13 protein-coding genes are annotated in these 19,251 nt (G+C 36.0%); 11 read left to right on the top strand and 2 right to left on the bottom strand.

The genetic code is table 11. From position 1 onward, the window contains the following. Positions 1-21: 21 nt before the first annotated feature. Positions 22-561: an SRPBCC family protein gene (locus IPI65_09575; protein ID MBK7441759.1), complete on the top strand. Its 540-nt coding sequence runs from the start codon at positions 22-24 to the stop codon at positions 559-561. An 8-nt stretch (positions 562-569) separates the two neighbouring features. On the opposite strand, the gene IPI65_09570 is transcribed toward IPI65_09575, so the two are convergent. After that, a complete protein-coding gene (locus IPI65_09570; protein MBK7441758.1) occupies positions 570-977 on the bottom strand; it encodes a 6-carboxytetrahydropterin synthase in 408 nt (135 codons plus the stop codon). 65 nt (positions 978-1,042) lie between these two features. Here IPI65_09570 and IPI65_09565 point away from each other — a divergent pair, with 65 nt between their 5' ends. Genes IPI65_09565 through IPI65_09545 form a run of 5 tightly spaced genes read left to right on the top strand, consistent with a single transcriptional unit; the run spans position 1,043 to position 5,443 of the window. Further along, a complete protein-coding gene (locus IPI65_09565; protein MBK7441757.1) occupies positions 1,043-1,531 on the top strand; it encodes a glutathione peroxidase in 489 nt (162 codons plus the stop codon). A gap of 22 nt (positions 1,532-1,553) precedes the next feature. Continuing rightward, positions 1,554-2,735, top strand: coding sequence for a hypothetical protein (locus IPI65_09560; protein ID MBK7441756.1), 1,182 nt, complete (start codon positions 1,554-1,556; stop codon positions 2,733-2,735). 12 nt (positions 2,736-2,747) lie between these two features. Further along, a complete protein-coding gene (locus IPI65_09555; GenBank protein ID MBK7441755.1) occupies positions 2,748-4,139 on the top strand; it encodes a hypothetical protein in 1,392 nt (463 codons plus the stop codon). Between the two features lie 5 nt (positions 4,140-4,144). Further along, positions 4,145-4,624: a gliding motility lipoprotein GldH gene (locus IPI65_09550; protein ID MBK7441754.1), complete on the top strand. Its 480-nt coding sequence runs from the start codon at positions 4,145-4,147 to the stop codon at positions 4,622-4,624. Positions 4,625-4,642: 18 nt separating this feature from the next. Then, on the top strand, positions 4,643-5,443 hold the full coding sequence (locus IPI65_09545; GenBank protein MBK7441753.1) for an alpha/beta hydrolase: 801 nt from the start codon (positions 4,643-4,645) through the stop codon (positions 5,441-5,443). 1 nt (position 5,444) lies between these two features. On the opposite strand, the gene xth is transcribed toward IPI65_09545, so the two are convergent. Continuing rightward, entirely contained in the window at positions 5,445-6,209 is a 765-nt protein-coding gene (gene xth, locus IPI65_09540) for an exodeoxyribonuclease III (GenBank protein ID MBK7441752.1), read from the bottom strand. Between the two features lie 216 nt (positions 6,210-6,425). On the opposite strand from xth, the gene IPI65_09535 reads away from it, so the two are divergent. The 5 genes from IPI65_09535 (at position 6,426) to IPI65_09515 (ending at position 19,179) form a co-directional block, all read left to right on the top strand. Further along, entirely contained in the window at positions 6,426-8,927 is a 2,502-nt protein-coding gene (locus IPI65_09535) for a sulfatase-like hydrolase/transferase (GenBank protein ID MBK7441751.1), read from the top strand. Between the two features lie 6 nt (positions 8,928-8,933). After that, positions 8,934-11,450 carry a sulfatase-like hydrolase/transferase gene (locus IPI65_09530; GenBank protein ID MBK7441750.1) on the top strand — a complete coding sequence of 839 codons (2,517 nt, stop codon included), beginning with the start codon at positions 8,934-8,936 and terminating at the stop codon, positions 11,448-11,450. Position 11,451: 1 nt separating this feature from the next. Further along, positions 11,452-13,989 carry a sulfatase-like hydrolase/transferase gene (locus IPI65_09525; GenBank protein MBK7441749.1) on the top strand — a complete coding sequence of 846 codons (2,538 nt, stop codon included), beginning with the start codon at positions 11,452-11,454 and terminating at the stop codon, positions 13,987-13,989. 24 nt (positions 13,990-14,013) lie between these two features. Then, positions 14,014-16,557 (top strand): sulfatase-like hydrolase/transferase, encoded by a 2,544-nt coding sequence (locus tag IPI65_09520; GenBank protein ID MBK7441748.1) that lies wholly within the window; start codon positions 14,014-14,016, stop codon positions 16,555-16,557. Positions 16,558-16,656: 99 nt separating this feature from the next. Further along, entirely contained in the window at positions 16,657-19,179 is a 2,523-nt protein-coding gene (locus IPI65_09515; GenBank protein ID MBK7441747.1) for a sulfatase-like hydrolase/transferase, read from the top strand. Positions 19,180-19,251: the final 72 nt, after the last annotated feature.

Below are 19,251 nucleotides of genomic sequence, written 5' to 3'. Positions count from 1 at the left end.
ACATTTGTACAAAACAAAGGCATGCAAATTATCTATATTATTTTAATGGTTATTGGAATTATAGTTTCCATCATTTTAGTTGTGACATTATTTCTTCCAAAAAAATATTCCATTTTAAGAGAAGCAACCATAAACCAACCGCAGGAAAAAATATTTACCTATATTAAATATTTAAAAAATCAGGATAGTTTCAGTGTATGGGCAACTATGGATCCGGATATGAAAAAAGAATATCGTGGTGAAGACGGTACTGTAGGATTTGTTTCTGCCTGGGATAGTGAAAATAAAAAAGTTGGAAAAGGTGAGCAGAAAATAATTCGTATAGATTCGGGTAAAGGTGTAGTGAGTGCTTTACGTTTTATAAAACCTTTTCCGGGTGAGGCAGTTGCTCAGTTTATGACTGCACCAATTGATGCTAATACCACAAAAGTTTCGTGGCAATTGGACAGCGGAATGAAGTATCCGATGAATTTCATGTTATTGTTAATGAACATGGATAAAATGCTGGGTGGCGATTTAGAAAAAGGTCTGGCTAATCTTAAAGGCAAAATGGAAAATTAATTCCATCCTCAGCCCGGATATTCCACAAAATTATTTTCTGTTTCGTACAACTGGATTTTTACATCGAGGTTGGAGTTCAATTTCGCCCTAAACTTATCATAAATAACCTTCGCAATATTTTCTGCAGTTGGATTCAACATTTTGAACTCAGGCACATCAAGATTGAGGTTATTGTGATCAAAAGGTTCAATTACGAGGTCTTTTATTAACTCATTTACAATTTTGAGGTCCATCACATAACCCGTATCGGGTTGAATATCGCCGGTAATTTTTACAATCAGCGTATAATTATGTCCATGGTAATTCGGATTATTGCACAGTCCGAAAACCCTGTCATTGGTAGCATCATCCCAATCGGGGTTGAATAAACGGTGGGCAGCGTTAAACGTTGCGCGGCGACAAACAGTAGTTCTCATAATACCTGAACAATTTATGATGTACAAAGGTTGACAAAATACTTTAAATTTGCCCTATTGTGACGATGGTAGCAGGAGATTCAATTCATGATTTTAATTTCCCTTCAATAGAGGGCGGAGTTATTGACTTTTCAGCATTTAAAGGAAAAAAATTGCTCGTGGTAAACACTGCAAGCGATTGTATGTATACCGATCAATACAAACAATTGCAGGAATTACACGAATTGTATGGGGACAAACTGGCAATAGTGGGTTTTCCTTCAAACGATTTTGGCGAGCAGGAACCGGGCACCGACCGCGAGATTAAAAACTTTTGTTCATACAAATATGGGGTAACATTTCCGCTGGCCTCCAAGAGTGAGGTTATTGGCGTAAACAGCAACCCTATTTTCAAATGGCTTATCAGCAGAGATTTAGCAAATAATCTCAATAAGTCTGTTGTCTGGAACTTCCAGAAATTTTTACTGAACGAAACAGGTCAGCTTATCGCCGTTTTTCCTCCCGCCACCGATCCGATTAATGATGAATTGCTGGCATTGCTCAATTTAAAATGAGCTAACGGATAAACAACAAGGCGTGTTATTCAAAGATATCATAGGACAAACCCGTATTAAGGTGCAGCTTACCAAAGGTGTTGCAGACAACAGGGTGAGCCATGCACAGTTGTTTCTGGGGCCTGAAGGCAGCGGCAATCTGGCCATGGCACTGGCTTATGCGCAATATATCAATTGTGAAAACAAACAGTCTGTTGCTGCCGAAAACGATTTAAGTTACGGCGATTCCTGTGGTGCTTGTCCTTCCTGCATTAAAGCTCAAAAATTTATTCATCCCGATATTCATTTTACCTTCCCATTTGTAAAATTGGACCAGAAAGAATTGTGTGCCGACTGGATGGTAGAGTGGCGGCAATTTATGCTGAACACCCCGTACGGCGGGTATAATGAATGGATTACCCAGATTATAGATACGGAAAATAAGCAGGGAAACATCACTGCAAAGGAGTGTCAGGAGATTATGCGTCGGCTTTCGCTTAAAAATTATGAAGCAGAATATAAGGTGCTCATTTTATGGCTACCTGAATATCTAGGCAATGAGGGCAACCGTTTATTAAAAATATTGGAAGAACCGCCTGAAAACACTGTATTTCTGCTGGTTGCCAACGATCAGGAGCGTATCATTAATACCATTATGTCGAGGGTGCAGATTGTAAAATTTCCGCGTTTGTCAGACAATGATGTGATTCCGGCATTGGTAGAAAGGTTTAAACTCCCCTTACCACAAGCTAAAAAAATAGCTGCCCTGAGTGAAGGAAATTTTAATGAAGCAATACAACTGATTGATACTCATGAAGATGCGAATACAACCATGATTCGTGAATGGATGGAAGCCTGTTATCGTCAGAATGTAAAAAGTTTATTTGCCTGGAACGATCGTTTTGTAAAAATGGGCCGTGAGCAGCAAAAAAACTACTTCCAGTATTGCCTGCATTTTTTCCGTGAAGTGCTGCTTTTAGAGGCCGGAGCCGGAAAACTGTCCAAACTTTCGGACGCTGAGCTTAAAACTGCGGAAGGATTGGGTAAGGTGCTTGGGGTTGAGCGCATTACCTTTATTCTAGAATTATTTGATAAATGCATTTACTTTGTAGAAAGAAACGTTAATGCTAAGATTATGATGACGTACGTTTCTGTCACCCTTTTAAAACAGTTTCAATCAAATTCAATTAACACGAGGCCTTTTTATGAAAACTGGTCGCGCTAAATATAAATTATTATGAGTTGTGCAGGTTGTTCGGTTGGTTCAAACAGTGGCGTCCCTACGGGGTGCAAAAGCAATGGGCATTGTGCTACCGGAGGGTGTAATAAACTCAATACATACGACTGGTTACGATTTTTACCGGTTCCTGAAAGTCAGAAATTTACCATTCACGAAATCAGTTTTAAAAATGGTATTCGCAAAGGATTTTACATCAACAAAAATAAAATAGATGTAATGACAGGCGATATGGTTTGTGTGGAAACAGAAAGTGGTTTTGATGTTGGCCGCATTTCATTAAGTGGTGAATTGGTAAAACTGCAGATGAAAAAACGCAAGGTAAGTCAGGACATGCAGTTTATGCCAATTTTACGCAAAGCAACCGATAACGACCTGGAACGTATGATGGAAGGCCGCGCAATGGAAGGTGCTACGATGCTTAAAGCGAGAGTTATAGCACGCGAGTTGAAACTGGATATGAAAATTGGTGAAGTTGAATATCAGGGTGATAAACGCAAAGCAACATTTTATTATATCGCTGACGACCGTGTCGATTTTCGTGAATTAATAAAATTATACGCAAAAGAATTTCGAGTAAAAATAGAAATGCGCCAAATTGGTGCTAGACAGGAAGCAGGAAAAATTGGCGGCTTGGGTAGTTGTGGCAGAGAATTATGTTGTTCTACCTGGCTTACTGATTTTAAATCGGTGGGAACCAATGCTGCACGTTATCAAAATTTAAGTATCAATCAGTCAAAATTATCCGGTCAGTGTGGTCGTTTAAAATGTTGTTTGAATTACGAGTTGGATACTTATATGGATGCCTTACAGGAATTTCCGCGCGATGCCGACTGGTTACAAACTGAATTCGGCAATGCGCGTTTGATAAAAACTGACATCTTTAAAAAATTAATGGTGTATGAATATTCTGATGGTGGCAAACAATATCCGCTCACATTAATTAAGGTTAGAGAAATAAAACAAATGAATCAGCAGGGGCAAAAACCTGAACATTTGGAAGGATTAAAATATGAACCGGAAACTGCTGTTAAAGAAGTTGAATTTGTAAACGTAATTGAGCATGTAAGTTTAAAAACAATTGAACGTGCAGGTCAGAAAAAACGTCAGCAAAATCAGCAAAACAGAAATAAAAATCAGCAGCAACAACAACAGCGTAATCCGAATCAGAATCAGCCGCGCAATCCGCAGGTGAAACTGCAAAATAAATCGCGCGATAATAATCCAAACGAAAATAAACAGGAAGGCGATAAACGCAATTTGCAAAACAAAAATCCTAATCAGCAAAATCGCAATCCAAACCGAAATAATCCAAATCGGAATAATCCGAACCGCAATCCGAACAGGAATAATCCGAACGACCAAAATAATAATCCAAACGATAAATCCTGATTCACTTGCATCAATTTCGTTTTACATACAGTGTGTTAATCACCTTACTACTGGCAATTAGTTTTAGCAGTTGCGAACAAACGCGTGTATTTGATAAAAATGTGTCGCTCGATAAAAAAGGCTGGTATTACGGTGAAGCAAAATCGTTTGATGTAGAAATTTTAGACACTACAATGGCTTACAATTTATACATTAATGTGCGCCATACCGATGAATACCCATACAATAACCTTTGGCTGAAACTCACTACCACCATGCCCGACGGCAGTGTGCAGGAAAATAAACTGAATGTACAATTGTCGGAATTAACCGGCGAATGGACAGGCAATTGTATTGATGGCATTTGTTATAATTCTGTTTTAATTCAGCACAATTTCGCTTTAAAACAAAAAGGTAAATATACATTTACACTTGAGCAGGACATGCGTTTAAATCCGATTCCCTATTTAATGGATATTGGTATTAAGGTGGAAAAATTTATGTAATTAACCGTAACGGTGTTTATGAAAATTCGATTGTTTATTCTGGTTTTTTTAGGCGCTGTGGGTATTACAAAAGCGCAACAACCTTTTACAATTGGTGAAACCCAAACCATTTATTCTAAAATTTTAGGGGAAGAAAGAATTTTAAATATTTATTTACCTGCGTATTATTCTGACACATTAACCTATCCGGTAATTTATTTATTAGATGGTTCTGCAGATGAAGATTTTGTGCACGTTAGCGGCGTAATGCAGTTTATGAATATGATGCAGATTATTCCTGATGCAATTATTGTTGGCATTGCCAATGTTGACCGCAAGCGCGATTTTTGTTTTCCAACAACCATTGAACAGGATAAAAAAGATTTTCCGACAACGGGTGGTTCCGAAAAATTCATTCAATTTGTTGAAAGTGAATTACAACCTTTTATAGAAAATAATTATCCGGTAAATAAAAATAAAACCATCATCGGACAGTCGTTGGGTGGATTGGTAGCAACAGAAATTTTATTTAAAAAACCTGCGCTGTTCAATACCTATATTATTGTGAGCCCAAGTTTATGGTGGGATAATGAATCGTTGTTAAACATAGCAGATTCAGCCATGGCAAATTTACCTGCAGGCGATATGCAAATTTATCTTGCTGTAGGAAAAGAGCATCCAACGATGGTAAAGGATGCGAAAAAGCTGCATAAAATTTTGAAAAATTCCGGTAAAAAAAATCTGGAAATCCATTTTGAGCAACTCAAAAAAGAAGATCACGCCACTATTTTACACAATGCCGTGTATCATGCCTTTCAACTGTTATTCAGCAGTAAATAATTTACCAGTTTAGTTCCAGCATTTGCGGGCAGTGGTCGCTGTGTTTTGCATCGGGCATTATTTTAGCGCCGGTGAGATTAGATTTTAAAGCCTCACTTACAGCGATATAATCGATACGCCAGCCCTTGTTATTATTTCTTGCATTGGCTCTGAAACTCCACCAGGTATATTGATGTGGCTCCTGATTAAAATGGCGGAAACTATCTGCAAATCCCGATTCAAATAATTTATCCATCCAGGCCCTTTCTTCCGGTAAAAATCCGGACGAGTCTTTATTGCCTTTGGGGTCATGAATATCTATCGCTTTATTACAAATATTATAATCGCCACAAACTATCAGTTTTCTGCCCTGCTTTTGCAAGTCAACCAGGTAGGTATAGATATAATCTAAAAACTGATATTTCACTGTTTGGCGGATATCACCTGTAGTTCCGGAAGGAAAATAGATTGAAAACACCGATTTATCGCCAAAATCGGCACGAATTACCCTTCCCTCAGCATCAAAATTCGGGTTACCGCATCCAACAACGACATTGTCGGGCTTTATTTTCGAAAAAATGGCAACGCCGCTATACCCCTTTTTAGTAGCCGGATGCCAATAATGGTGGTAGCCCATATTGTCGAAAAGAGTGGTATCCAACTGTCCCGGCTCAGCTTTGAGCTCTTGCACACATATGATATCAAAACCATTCGCAGTAATCCAATCGAGCCAGCCTTTGCTCATTGCTGAACGAATGCCGTTTAGGTTGTAGGTTATAATTTTCATTTTTTTGCTGTCAGGCGACAAATATATAAATAACTAAAAGCAGAAATTTGGGCGGCGATGTTAAATTGGGTAAAACCGTAAAAAAACCAATTCTTACCACAAGAAAACCCCTTCGCTAAAAACATACCCTATTTCACCATGAAATTGAGCGGTTTCGCGCATTTGGTACGGTGAACCCATGAACAAATTACTAAGTTTGTATGAATTTTCGCACAATTGGTAAATAAATTACTTTTTTTAGGTGTTTTGATGTTTGGGCAAGTGGCGCTGTTTTCGCAAACAGGCGACAAGCCGAATGTAATTCTGATTATCTATGATGATTTGAACGACTGGGTGAATAATTTTGAGGGCCATCCGCAAACATCAACTCCCAATTTAGATACCATTGCTGCTTTAGGCACTACGTTTAAAAATGCTTTTACGAGTGCACCTGTTTGTGCACCTTCGCGCACTAGTTGGCTTACAGGTAAAAATCCAAGTTATACCGGTGTTTATAATAATGAAGAATATAACGAAATAGATTTCAGGGCAAATTTTCCTGCTGATAAATTAATTTTCACACTGCCCCAGTATTTAAAAGACAGTGCCGGATATTATACTGTTGGTTTAAATAAAATTTTTCACAGTGAACAACATTTTCCGGATTATGATACGACCACAACAGATAATTGCAGCCGACAATTATCGTGGAATGAAGTTGTAGTTACCGGAAATCAAGGTGGATTAATGGGTGCCGGTGATGATGCCGATCAGGATATCGATTTATTTGAATGGGCAATGGTGGATGATTCTTTTTTGGTAGATATGCAGGATTATACCGTTGTAAATGAAGCAGCTACAATTTTAAATAATTACACAACTGATCCTGGAGCTTATTGCAATAAACCATTATTTATGTGTGTTGGTTTTCACAAACCACATTTACAATTATATATTCCCGAACAGTTTTTTTTGCCGTACTATACAACAGATTATTTTGAAACACCTTATATATTACCTTATAATAACCCGGAAAACCAATTTCCTTACAATGGAGTGGTAATGCCGCCTCAGCCGACAGAAGCCTATAGCGATTACGATAGTTTGGGGTTTGTAGGGAAAAAATTAGCTGCTCCGGGTATACATAGCCAATTTACTGATTGGGGTGATAGTTTAGCCGCATTAATTAATATTAATGATACATTAAGTTTTAACGAAACATCTGAAATATTATTTAAATCGAAAATGGCCAATGCTGTTATGGCATATCTTGCTGCAGTAAAATTTGGTGATGCACAATTAGGCCGACTGTGGGATACTTTAAATACACATCCTGATATAATAAATAATTCGATAATCATTATTACAAGTGATCATGGTTATTCGTTAGATGAAAAAAAACACTGGAAAAAAAATACCTTGTGGGAGACAGATATTCGTATACCGTTTTTTGTGATTGACATGCGGGCTACTGAAACCAAAACATCATATATGCCTGTTAGTTTACTTGATATTTTCCCGACAGTTTGTGATTATATTGGCGTTGATGTTCCGAAAAATGAATTTGGCACAGATTACACTGATGGAAAGAGTATAAAAAATATCATTGAAGATACCACACTGTTGTTTGAATCTCCTAAATTAACAACCTATAAAGCAGAGGAATCAAAACAAGCAGGTTGTTTCGAACAATATTCGGTGCGTAACGACCGCTTTCATTATTTGCAATATCATTCAAATAATGTGGATGGTGTTTATGATTGTGATGCCACAGCTTCTGTATTGGAAGAAGAACTTTACGAAATTGGCAAATACAGGGATGTGGATCCAAATGAATGGAATAACCTGGCAAAGAATAATGATTATCTGCCCATAAAAAATTACCTGAGCCAGTGGTGTAACGGAAACTCCATGTATAAACAGATAACCTACAAACCGGTAATAAAATATATTCATTCAGAATGTCCGGTAAGTTTAGGTGACAGTGTCGAATTTTATTTTGATCTATACGACACCACGGGTGTGCTCAATAGTCCGCCTGCCAATTATAAATATGTTTGGAGCAATAATTATTCTGATGAGGTTGTTGAGGGCTATACCTACACCGGTATTTTTACAAATTTAGATGTGTTGGCAAATTTGGATAAAGTGATGATATATCTGACTATAGCTGATACCGTGAATAATATAACTCGAGGTTTAGATGTTTTATATATTCATTTTGATGGTAGCAGTGTTCCGGATATAAATTTTACGGCAACGATGGAAACGGCTAGTAATACCGTTTATATTTCAGATATCTTGTATCCGGTTGATAAAGACACGGTATATTGGGATTTTGGAGATGGTAGTTTTTATTATGGAGAAATACCACCGCCACATACTTATTCGGGTTATGGAAAATTTAACATCAGTTGTAATATTACTTACGGTGGCGAATCAACATGTGTTTGGCGTGAAGTGCATCAGGTAGAAACAATTCCTTTTGACAATACTATTAGTGTATTATTATTCCCTAACCCTGCGGGTTCAGATTTACATTTTGCTACTTCTGAAATTGTTACAGATGGTTTTATTTATATAACCAATGCCCTGGGTCAGGATGTAATTACCTATAAAATTGAAAACAATACCGCATTAATTCAAACAATTCCAATCCCAGGATTGTCAAAAGGGCTCTATCATTTCACTTTATCTACTGAGTTATTTGTACACACATCACCATTTATAAAATTATAGTTCCGCTTGAAAACCATTAAATATATTATACTTATCTGGGCATGCAGTTTGGCAATACCAATTTTTGCGCAAGCCGGTGTTCAGCCGAATATAATTTTTATTGTGATTGATGATTTAAACGATTACACTGATGATTTAGGGGAGTTACCGATTGTAAGTACGCCTAATATTGACAGAATTAGCGCTAATGGAACTGTTTTTATGAATGCAGTTTGTCCGGCTCCATTATGTTGCCCTTCACGCACCAGTTTTTTAACAGGAAAAGATCCCGGTTATACAAAAATTTACAGTGCCGATAATTATCACTGCACCACATTTAGTGATAATTTTTCCATTGCGGATAATAATGCAGAATATTATACACTGCCCGGATATCTGAAAGACAGTGCGGGATATTTTACTTATGGTTTAAATAAAATATTTCATTGTTATGAAGAACAACAGGAATACGATAGTATAACTGTAGACCCTTGTGCAAAAAATTTGTCGTGGAACAAATTATTATTATACGTTGACACCTCAATATTATCGCCATTTACCTGTGTAACGGAAGAAGGAACAAAAAACAATGAGTGGTCGAAAATAAATGATACTTTAGAACCATACATGATGGATGTAGTTGCGATAGACTCATCTATTCGATTCATTAAAGATTTTTCTGAAGGAGACGGCACCTGTGGTAAACCGTTTTTTATGGCCTTAGGTATTAAAAAACCACATAAGCCTTTATACATTCCGGCAAAATATTTTGTTGATGAATATGTAGAAGATTTTTCTGTAGAACCTTTTGACATTCCTTATAATTTCCCGGCAAACAGTTATCCGCCTAATGGCATAATTATGCCGCCACAACCGGAAATACCCAACTTAGATTTTTATAGCTTACCAACTGACGGATTAGCGCAAAGTATGATAAAAGGTGCCGATATCAGTTTTTATAACTGGGCTGATAACTATTCAGATAAACCTGAAATAAATCCGGAGTATAATGATTCTGTTACAACCGATATTTTAGCCTGGTCGAAACGGGCAAATTTTGTTATGGCATATGTTGCAGGAATAAAATATCTGGACACACAAATTGGTCGTTTATTGGATAGCCTTGAGGCATATCCCGATGTTTATAATAATACGATAATTATTTTAGCAGGTGACAATGGTTATAGTTTAGGGGAAAAAACACATTGGGGAAAACGGGCGATGTGGGAAACTGATGTTCGTGTGCCGTTAATAATTGCCGATTTACGGAATCCGTCACAAAACACCTCTAATACAATGGTAAATCTGTTGGATATTTTTCCCACCATTTGTGATATGGCAGAAATTCCCTATCCAACATTTTTAAATGGTGATCAATATTTGGATGGAAAATCAATTATGCCATTACTACAAAGTCCCGAATTAATGATTGAACGCCCGCAGATATCATCAGTGCGTAAAGAAATTAATTCAGAAGGATACTGTTTTCCGCAATACAGTGTGCGCAACGACAGGTTTCATTATATTAAGTACACCTCCAATGGCGGCGGACCAACTGTTTGTGATAGTGCGAATATCAGTAAAGAAGAAGAGTTATATGAAATCGGAACATTACGCACAACTGATCCTAATGAATGGAATAATTTAATAAATAATTCTGCCTATCAACCGGTTATAAATTATTTAGCACAATGGCTGCCGGAGGGTAAAATGTATCTCGAGCAAACATATAAAGCGTATATAAATAATAATAACACCGATTGTTATGTTCAACCTGACGCAATATTAAATTTAAATGCAGGCATTTTTGATACATCAGGAATTTCGGTGGAAGATATTCCGGATATGAAATTCATTTGGACAATCAATATTACCGATGATACCTTAACAGGGTTAGCGGTAGATTTTAATTTGAATACTTTGCCGGATAACGCTTTTGATAGTAACAACGATTTGTTTATTTATTTTTCTATCTTAAATCCCTTCAATAATTCCGTTATCGGTTTTGACCTGAAAAAATTTGACGTAGGTGATGGCACTATTCCTGATATTGATTTCGATTTAGTAAAAACATCCTATACTCAGGTTGTGGTTAATAATTTTACTAAAAGTACGGACATCAGAAACTGGTGGTGGGAAATTAATGGTGATAGTGTAGATTATAGTGCGGTACCCGGTTTAATTAGTTTTGGAAACAACGATACTTTAGTAGTAACCTGTTATGGATTATATGGTAATAATGATTGTATTACGACTTTAACCAAAACTGTTGTTGCCTCAGAAGTAATTACACCTGATATAAATTTACAATGTATTCCGAATCCTGCAGATAACGAAGCATTGTTGGTATTGAATAATTCCATTTTAAACGGAACAATAACGATTTATACTGTGAGTGGTATAATTGCTGATAAAATAAATTTAAACGATAATTATAAATCTACTTTTTCTATTTCAACCACTAATTTGCCTCAGGGCATGTATTTAGTTGCCTTTAAAGGAAAAGAAGAATTGTTGGTTACTAAACTTATGGTAATGCATTAACATGATAAAAAGTAATTACACATATCATTTTATAATATTGCTGCTTAGTTTAGCTGTTGGGCATAAAATAACATTTTGCCAAACAGAGAAACCCCATATATTTTTATTGTATATTGATGATATGAATGATTATTCAATGGAAATGAATGGTCATCCGCAAACAATTACCCCGGGTATTTCAACTATTGCTGCATTAGGTACAACATTTAACAATGCACACGCCTCTTCACCAAAATGTGCACCTTCCCGTACCAGTATGATAACAGGTAAAGATGTTTTTTATACCAATGTATTTAACAACCCTGCCTGTAAACAACTTACCGATTATTTTACTCCGGCATTAAACAATGAAACATTTTATACATTGCCCGGTTATTTTAAAGATAATGGATATTTCACTTATGGCCTAAACAAAATATATCATTGTTTTGATGTTTATCCTGATTTTGATTCACTTACTGAAGACCCATGTTTTAAATCCATGTCATGGAGTAAATATAGTTATTTCACAGGTGGTGATGATTCGGTTATTATAAGTTATGGCAATGTCCACAATCCGGGTTTAGATTTTATGCAAAATTCGCTGCTGCCCGATTCTATGGAAAAATATATGTACGACTATCGTGTTGTGGATTCGGTAATTAATTTTATTCGCGAAGTGCAGGATGGCAGCTATAATACTTGTGGCAATCCTATTTTTGTGAGTATCGGTTTCAGAAAACCTCACCCGCCATGGTATATTCCTGAAAAATATTATGCTGCTGATTATATCGAAAATTTTTATGCAGACCCTTTTGATATCCCGTATAACGAACCCGAAAACACCTTTCCTTATAATGGTGTAGTATTACCACCACAGCCGGATACGATATATAATGATTATTACCACTTAGGACCTTTAGCACAATCTATAGCCGATTACGACAGCATGTTCAATGTTATTGAGGATGAAGTTGCTGATTTTGATCCTAAGCCGGAATTTGGCGGTGGTTATTCAGATGAACAAGTAAATACAATTTTAGATAAATCGATTCGCTCCAATAATGTATTATCATACCTAGCGGCAACACATTTTTTAGATGCCCAGATAAATCGTTTTTTGGATTCACTATCAAATTATCCTGAAATTTATAATAACAGCATTCTGATTTTTGTGAGTGATAACGGATATAGTTTAGGTGAAAAACGACATTGGCAAAAAGGTGCACTTTGGGATGATGATTTACGTGTTCCATTTATTATCGCCGACTTACGAAATCCGGAATCACAATATGTAAACAGTGCAGTGAGTTTATTGGATTTATTTCCAACCTTATGCGAAATGGTGGATATTCCCGAACCGTTGTTTGATTCCGGTGAACGTTATCTCGATGGTAAAAGTTTAATGCCCTATTTAAATAATCCGGAAATTACTATCGAAAAACCATCGTTGGGCACTTATAAAGTACAAGGCGGACATCAGTGCAGTTGTAATCCGCAATACAGTGTGCGCTCCGATGATTTTCATTACATCTATTACACTTCTAACAATGCGGATACGATTATTGAGTGTAATTATGATTCCGTTTATCATGAAGCAGAACTATATGAAGTTGGCAATCAATTTAAAACCGACCCAAATGAATGGAATAATCTGATTAATAATCCGGATTATTTACCTGTTGTAAATTATTTACAACAATGGCTGCCCGATAGTGTTTTGTATTTGCATTCCACTTATAAAATTGTAATCAGTAACCCTACAACCGAATGTTTTTATGATTTTGATGCGACTGCCGAACTAAACTTAACTGTTTATGATACAACAGGCGCGCCAATCGCAGCACCTGATAATTATGTTTATCGCTGGACAAATAATTTAAGCGATGATACATTGGTTGGCAATACAATCAGTTTCCCAATAAATTTAATTGGGCCGGATAATTTTGCGAGCCATACCAATATTTTGTTTTTTGTTGAGATGGTGGATACTGCAAACCAACTAATAAGTGGTTTAGATCATACCCAACTGCAATTAAGTTCATCGGTGGAACCCGAAATTAATTTCAACTTAACAACCATAGCTCCAAATACCATTACGGTAACCGATTTTAGCATAACAGGTAATTACAGTGAATACTATTGGAATTTCGGTTATGGTGATATGTTTTATAATATGGTGCCCGGACCCATAACCTTCGATATTCCGGGACCTTACACATTTATTTGTAAAGCAAATTATGGAAACGGAGCAAGTTGTGAAAAGTCGTTTGAACAAACTGTGCTAGCAACCGATACCACTCCATATGATAATAATACATTACAATTATTTCCAAATCCGGGAAATGGTGTTTTACAAATACGTTTTAATGAGCCTGTAAATAATGCGAATATTTTTGTTTACAACACAAACGGTCAATTGATTGAAAAAATACCTATCCTGTATAATACCAGCACTGCAACTTTAAATACCGCACATTATGCTTCAGGCTGTTACATCATTGTGGTGCAATCAGATAAAATTCATTTAAAAAATATTTATGTAAAAACAACCCCATAATTTATCTCCTAAAACAAACTTTACATGAAAACACCACTCGCATTATTAAATAATTTTTTCCTTTGCCTGCTTCTCCTCCTGGGGATGAGATTAAATAGTCAAACCACTGATAAACCCAATATTTTATTTGTGATATCAGATGATTTAAATGATTATTTGGAAGGATATGATGCCAATATTAATACCTTAACACCAAATCTGAATTTAGTCAGGGAAAATGGAACGGTATTTTTAAATGCCTATGCTTCGGCACCCATTTGTGCACCATCAAGAACTTCTTTTTTATCCGGTAAAGATTTAGCCTATACTCAAGTTTATAAAAACTCGGATAATGACTATAAATGCATGGAGTTCAGCGACAATTTTACTGCTGCTGAAGGAAATGAAGTATATTTTACATTACCACAGTATTTAAAAGATTCGTTAGGATATTATACCTATAATTTAAATAAGGTTTTTCACTGCCAGAATAATTATATTGAATTTGATGAATTAACTGCTGACCCGTGCGCCAAATCAGGAGCTTGGAACAAGTATTTTAATTATAATGATTCCAGTATAATTCAACCGGCAGGTTTAGCGATGGGTGAAGGTGTTCCGGGTTATGATTGGGCGCCAATTAATGATACGCTTGAAAAATACATGACGGATTATATTGCAACTGACAGTGTTATTAATTTTATAAATACTTATGCTGTATCACCTGACAGCATGTGCAATAAGCCGTTTATGATTATGTTAGGTTATAAGAAACCGCACGCAAGTCAGTATATTCCTGAAAAATATTTTCTTCCTGAATATGTAAAAGATTTTTATTCGGTGCCATTAGATCTGCCATTCAATTTTCCGGCAAACAGTTATCCCCCAAATGGAATAAATTTACCACCTCAGCCTGACACACCTTTTGCCGATTTAGAAGCATTATTTATAAATACCATATCACCGTTAATGGTGAAAAAATTTGATACCAATTTTATTAAATGGCCAGAAAACCTACCAACGTTACCTGAGGTTGCACCGATGTTAACTGAAGAAGATCGTATCAATTTATTACAATGGTCGAAACGGGCAAATGCTATTATATCCTATATTGCAGCAATACAATTTATTGATGCACAATTTGGTAAAATTTATACTACCCTGCTTTCACATCCTGAAATAATGAATAACACTATAATTATTTTTATAGGTGATAACGGGTATGGTCTTGGAGAAAAAAGGCATTGGTCAAAATATGGTTTATGGGACACCGATGTTCGTATCCCGATGTTAATTGCAGATATGCGAAATCCTAATCCGCAAATTTGTAACCGAACTGTGAGCTTGCTTGATTTATTTCCAACCTTAGTTGATATCACCGGTGGAACGATGCCGAATTTTCCTGATGGCACACCTTATTTAGATGGGAAGTCCATATATCCCTTACTACAAAATGCCGACACCATATGGAACAGACCGGTTTTGTCTTCTACAAAAAAAGAATTAGTGTATGATTTTGGTGATTGTTTTCCCCATTATTCAATACGTGATGAACGATTTCATTTAATAACCTACAGAACAAATGGTGCAATTGTTGATGTGTGCGATTCGGCTACCAGTGTTTTAGAATACGAATTGTATGAACTAGGTGTAAATAGAGAAACCGATCCTTATGAATGGAATAATCTGGCTTACAAACCCGAATTTGCCCCTGTAATTCAATACTTAAATCAATGGCTGCCGGATGGACCTTTGTATTTACAAAAAACGTACACGCTTCAAATACAAAATACGATTTCCGAATGTGTGATTGAATATGGTCAGGATATCAATTTGCAGTTTAATTTATTTGACACCATCGGAACACCATTAGCTCCACCTGATTCCTATATTTATCGCTGGACGAATAACTTAAGTGATGATACTTTATTTGGAACTTCAATTAATTTCCCTACCTATTTGATTGATAACACCCTGTTTTCAACATCTAAGGAGTTATTCATTTATTTGGAGATGGTGGATACCTTTAATAATATTATTTGTGCATTTGATTTAAGCAAGATTCAAATTAATTCCGGTTCAATTCCTGAAATACATTTTACACCAGTACAATATGGAACAAATGCCATTTTAATTGAGGACTTTACCATTACCGGCAATTACGTTGGCTATTATTGGGATTTTGGGTTTGGCCCCATTTTGTATAATTCGATACCTGGTCCCGTTTATCTGGATGATATTTCAAGTGTAAATATCACCTGCACTGCAAGTTATGGCAATACTGATTCATGTTATATTGCAGCACAAGAACTATTTATAGAAAATGATACGCAAAATTTGCTCCAAAACAATTTGCACATTTTCCCAAATCCTGCTACAAATTTTATTAATATCTATTGCGATAAACCAATAAGCGGAAACACATATTCCATTTACGACGCAATTGGAAATTTAATTCATAGCAGTGTCAGCATGTCAAATGATGCGCTCGAACAAATAAATATTCAGGGTTGGCCAATGGGTATGTATCACATTGTAGTGCGAAATCAGGATACAATTTTTACGGATAATTTTATTGTGGCGAGATAAAAAAGGCGACTCAACCAACTGGTATAAGGTTAAAATTGTAATGAAACATATAAAGAATCTTTAGAAACAGGTATTTTTGTAAACCCGGCACTTTAAATCATGAGATTAGCGACAATATTTTTGCTTTTATTTGTTTTTGGCAGATTAACTGTTTCTGCTCAGGATAAGCCCAATTTCATTTTCATTGTAATCGACGACCTGAACGACTATATAGAAGGTTATACCGACCATCCGCAGGTTTTTACCCCAAACATTAAAGCCATAGCCGATTCAGGAACCCTGTTTTTAAACAGTTATTCCAATGCTGCCGGATGTGCGCCTTCACGAACAAGTTTTTTTAGTGGTAAAGATTTAGCTTATACGCAGGTATTTAACAACGAAGACTACGCAAGTAAATTCAGAGATAATTTTACTGCTGCAAAAAATAATGCCTTAGTGTATACACTACCGGAAATATTAAAAGATTCAGGCGGTTATTTTACTTATGGAATTAATAAATTATTTCACAATCCGAATAGTAATGATTTTGATAAAACCGTTGGTGTTGAAATGTGCGACAAGGGATTATCCTGGAATAAAATGACTTTTTTGGAAGATGAAGACAGCACTTTAGATTTATTATCTACTTATGCTTTTGGCAATTATTTCGATTGGGGTATGATTCCCGATTCGCTGGAGCCAATATTGGAAGATTACAAAGCTGCAGATTCAGCAATCGCATTTATTGAATCTATTGCCGATGGAACAGCAAATACCTGCGGCGAACCATTTTTTTTAGGTTTAGGTTTATATCGCCCACATTCTGAAAGATATATTCCTGAAAAATATTATCCCGAATATTTTGTGAACGACATTTATGCTGAGCCTTTTGATATACCTTATAATTATCCGTTAAATACTTTTCCTTACAATGGTATTGTAATGCCACCACAGCCCGACCCGATGTATGATGATTATTACAATTTACCCGGCGGAGGTATTGCACGTAAAATGGCAGATAACGGAAGTGTTTACGATCAGATAAATACTTATGTGGATGGTATTTCACCGTTACCGGTTATTGATGCATTATTAACAGATGCCGATCGCAAAGCAATTCTTACAGAAACTGCGAAAGCGAATTATCAAATGAATTATATTGCTGCCATACAATATATTGATGCACAAATTGGTCGCGTAATGGAAGCACTAAATGCACATCCTGAAATAAAAGAAAATACAGTAATTGTTTTATTAAGTGATAATGGTTATTCATTAGGAGAAAAACGCCATTGGACAAAATGGAGTTTATGGGAACCGGATACCAGAGTGCCAATTTTAATTGCCGATCCGACCAAAACCGGCAACAGAGTAGTCCGCCAAACGGTTACTCTGGTTGATATTTTCCCTACAATTTGTGATATTGCAGATGTTAATTATCCAACCAATCCTGATGGAACAGCGTATCTGGATGGCAATAGTTTAATTGCATTATTAGATGGCGGCGAATTAAAATATGAATATCCTGCATTAACAACGTATAAAAAAAATGTAGGAAATGGTTCCTGTTATCCGCATCATTCAATACGCAATGACAGATGGCATTATATCAGTTATCGCGAAAATAATAATGGTGCATTTGCAACAGACTATTGTGATTCAACAAATGTTTCTTACGAAGAAGAATTATATGAAATTGGTGTTGACCGCGAAACCGATCCTTATGAATGGAATAATTTAATCAGCAATAATGATTATCGTCCGTTAATAAATTATTTATCGCAATGGTTTCCGGACTCTGTTTTATATATGCAAAAAACTTTTAAAGCAGAAATGTATTCCACAGCACCAAATTGTTTTGCTACGCATGATGACAGTTTATTTTTAAGTTTTTCATTATACGATACAACCGGATTTTTAGTAACACCACCGGATTCATTTACCTATAAATGGACAAATAATATTACGGATGATATTTTATTTGGAAACAGTATTGTTTTTGATTTGGCATTATTAACTGAAGCGGAATATACTGCTAACGATAAAATTATTTTTTATTTGGAGATGTTACCACCCGATGGCAGCAAAATAGTTGGCTTCGATTTACAGTATTATTATTTAAATGAAGCAAATATTCCTTCAGCCAATTTTAATGTTTTAAATATATCAGGATTAACAGTTCAAATAATTGATTATTCCATTACCGGAAGTTATACGAACACGTGGTGGGATTTTGGTGATGGCAGTATTGTGGAAGAAATCGTACCAACACCTTATACTTATGCCGAACCCGGAACTTATACGATCACCAATTATGCAGAATATGGTAACGATAGTTGCGTGATAGCATTTAATCAGAATATTACGTTAGATACAAATTCTACCTTACCTGAAAATTTGGTAAAATTATTTCCCAACCCTGCCACCGATCATTTAAATATTTTGCTACCATTGGTCACAGATTTTGCATCGGTTACAATTTACGACATTACGGGACAGGTTGTTTTAACCAACCGCTACCTGAATGGAAACTATGCTTTTGTGTGCAGTATCGATATTTCAGCCTTCAAACAAGGCATTTATATGGTGAATCTGGAAACCGCAGATGTAAATTATTCAGCACCTTTTGTTGTAGTCCGATAAGTAAGGATTTTGGTGGAAACCGCCTATTTTAGGGGCTTGAGATGGTTTTTTTGTCGGAAAAATGGCCTTTTG

Source organism: Bacteroidota bacterium (assembly GCA_016706255.1).
In the GTDB taxonomy this organism is placed as follows: Bacteria; Bacteroidota; Bacteroidia; order Chitinophagales; family BACL12; genus UBA7236.
The sequence above is the reverse complement of the archived record's forward strand: the minus strand, read 5'-3'. Positions and strand labels throughout refer to the sequence as shown.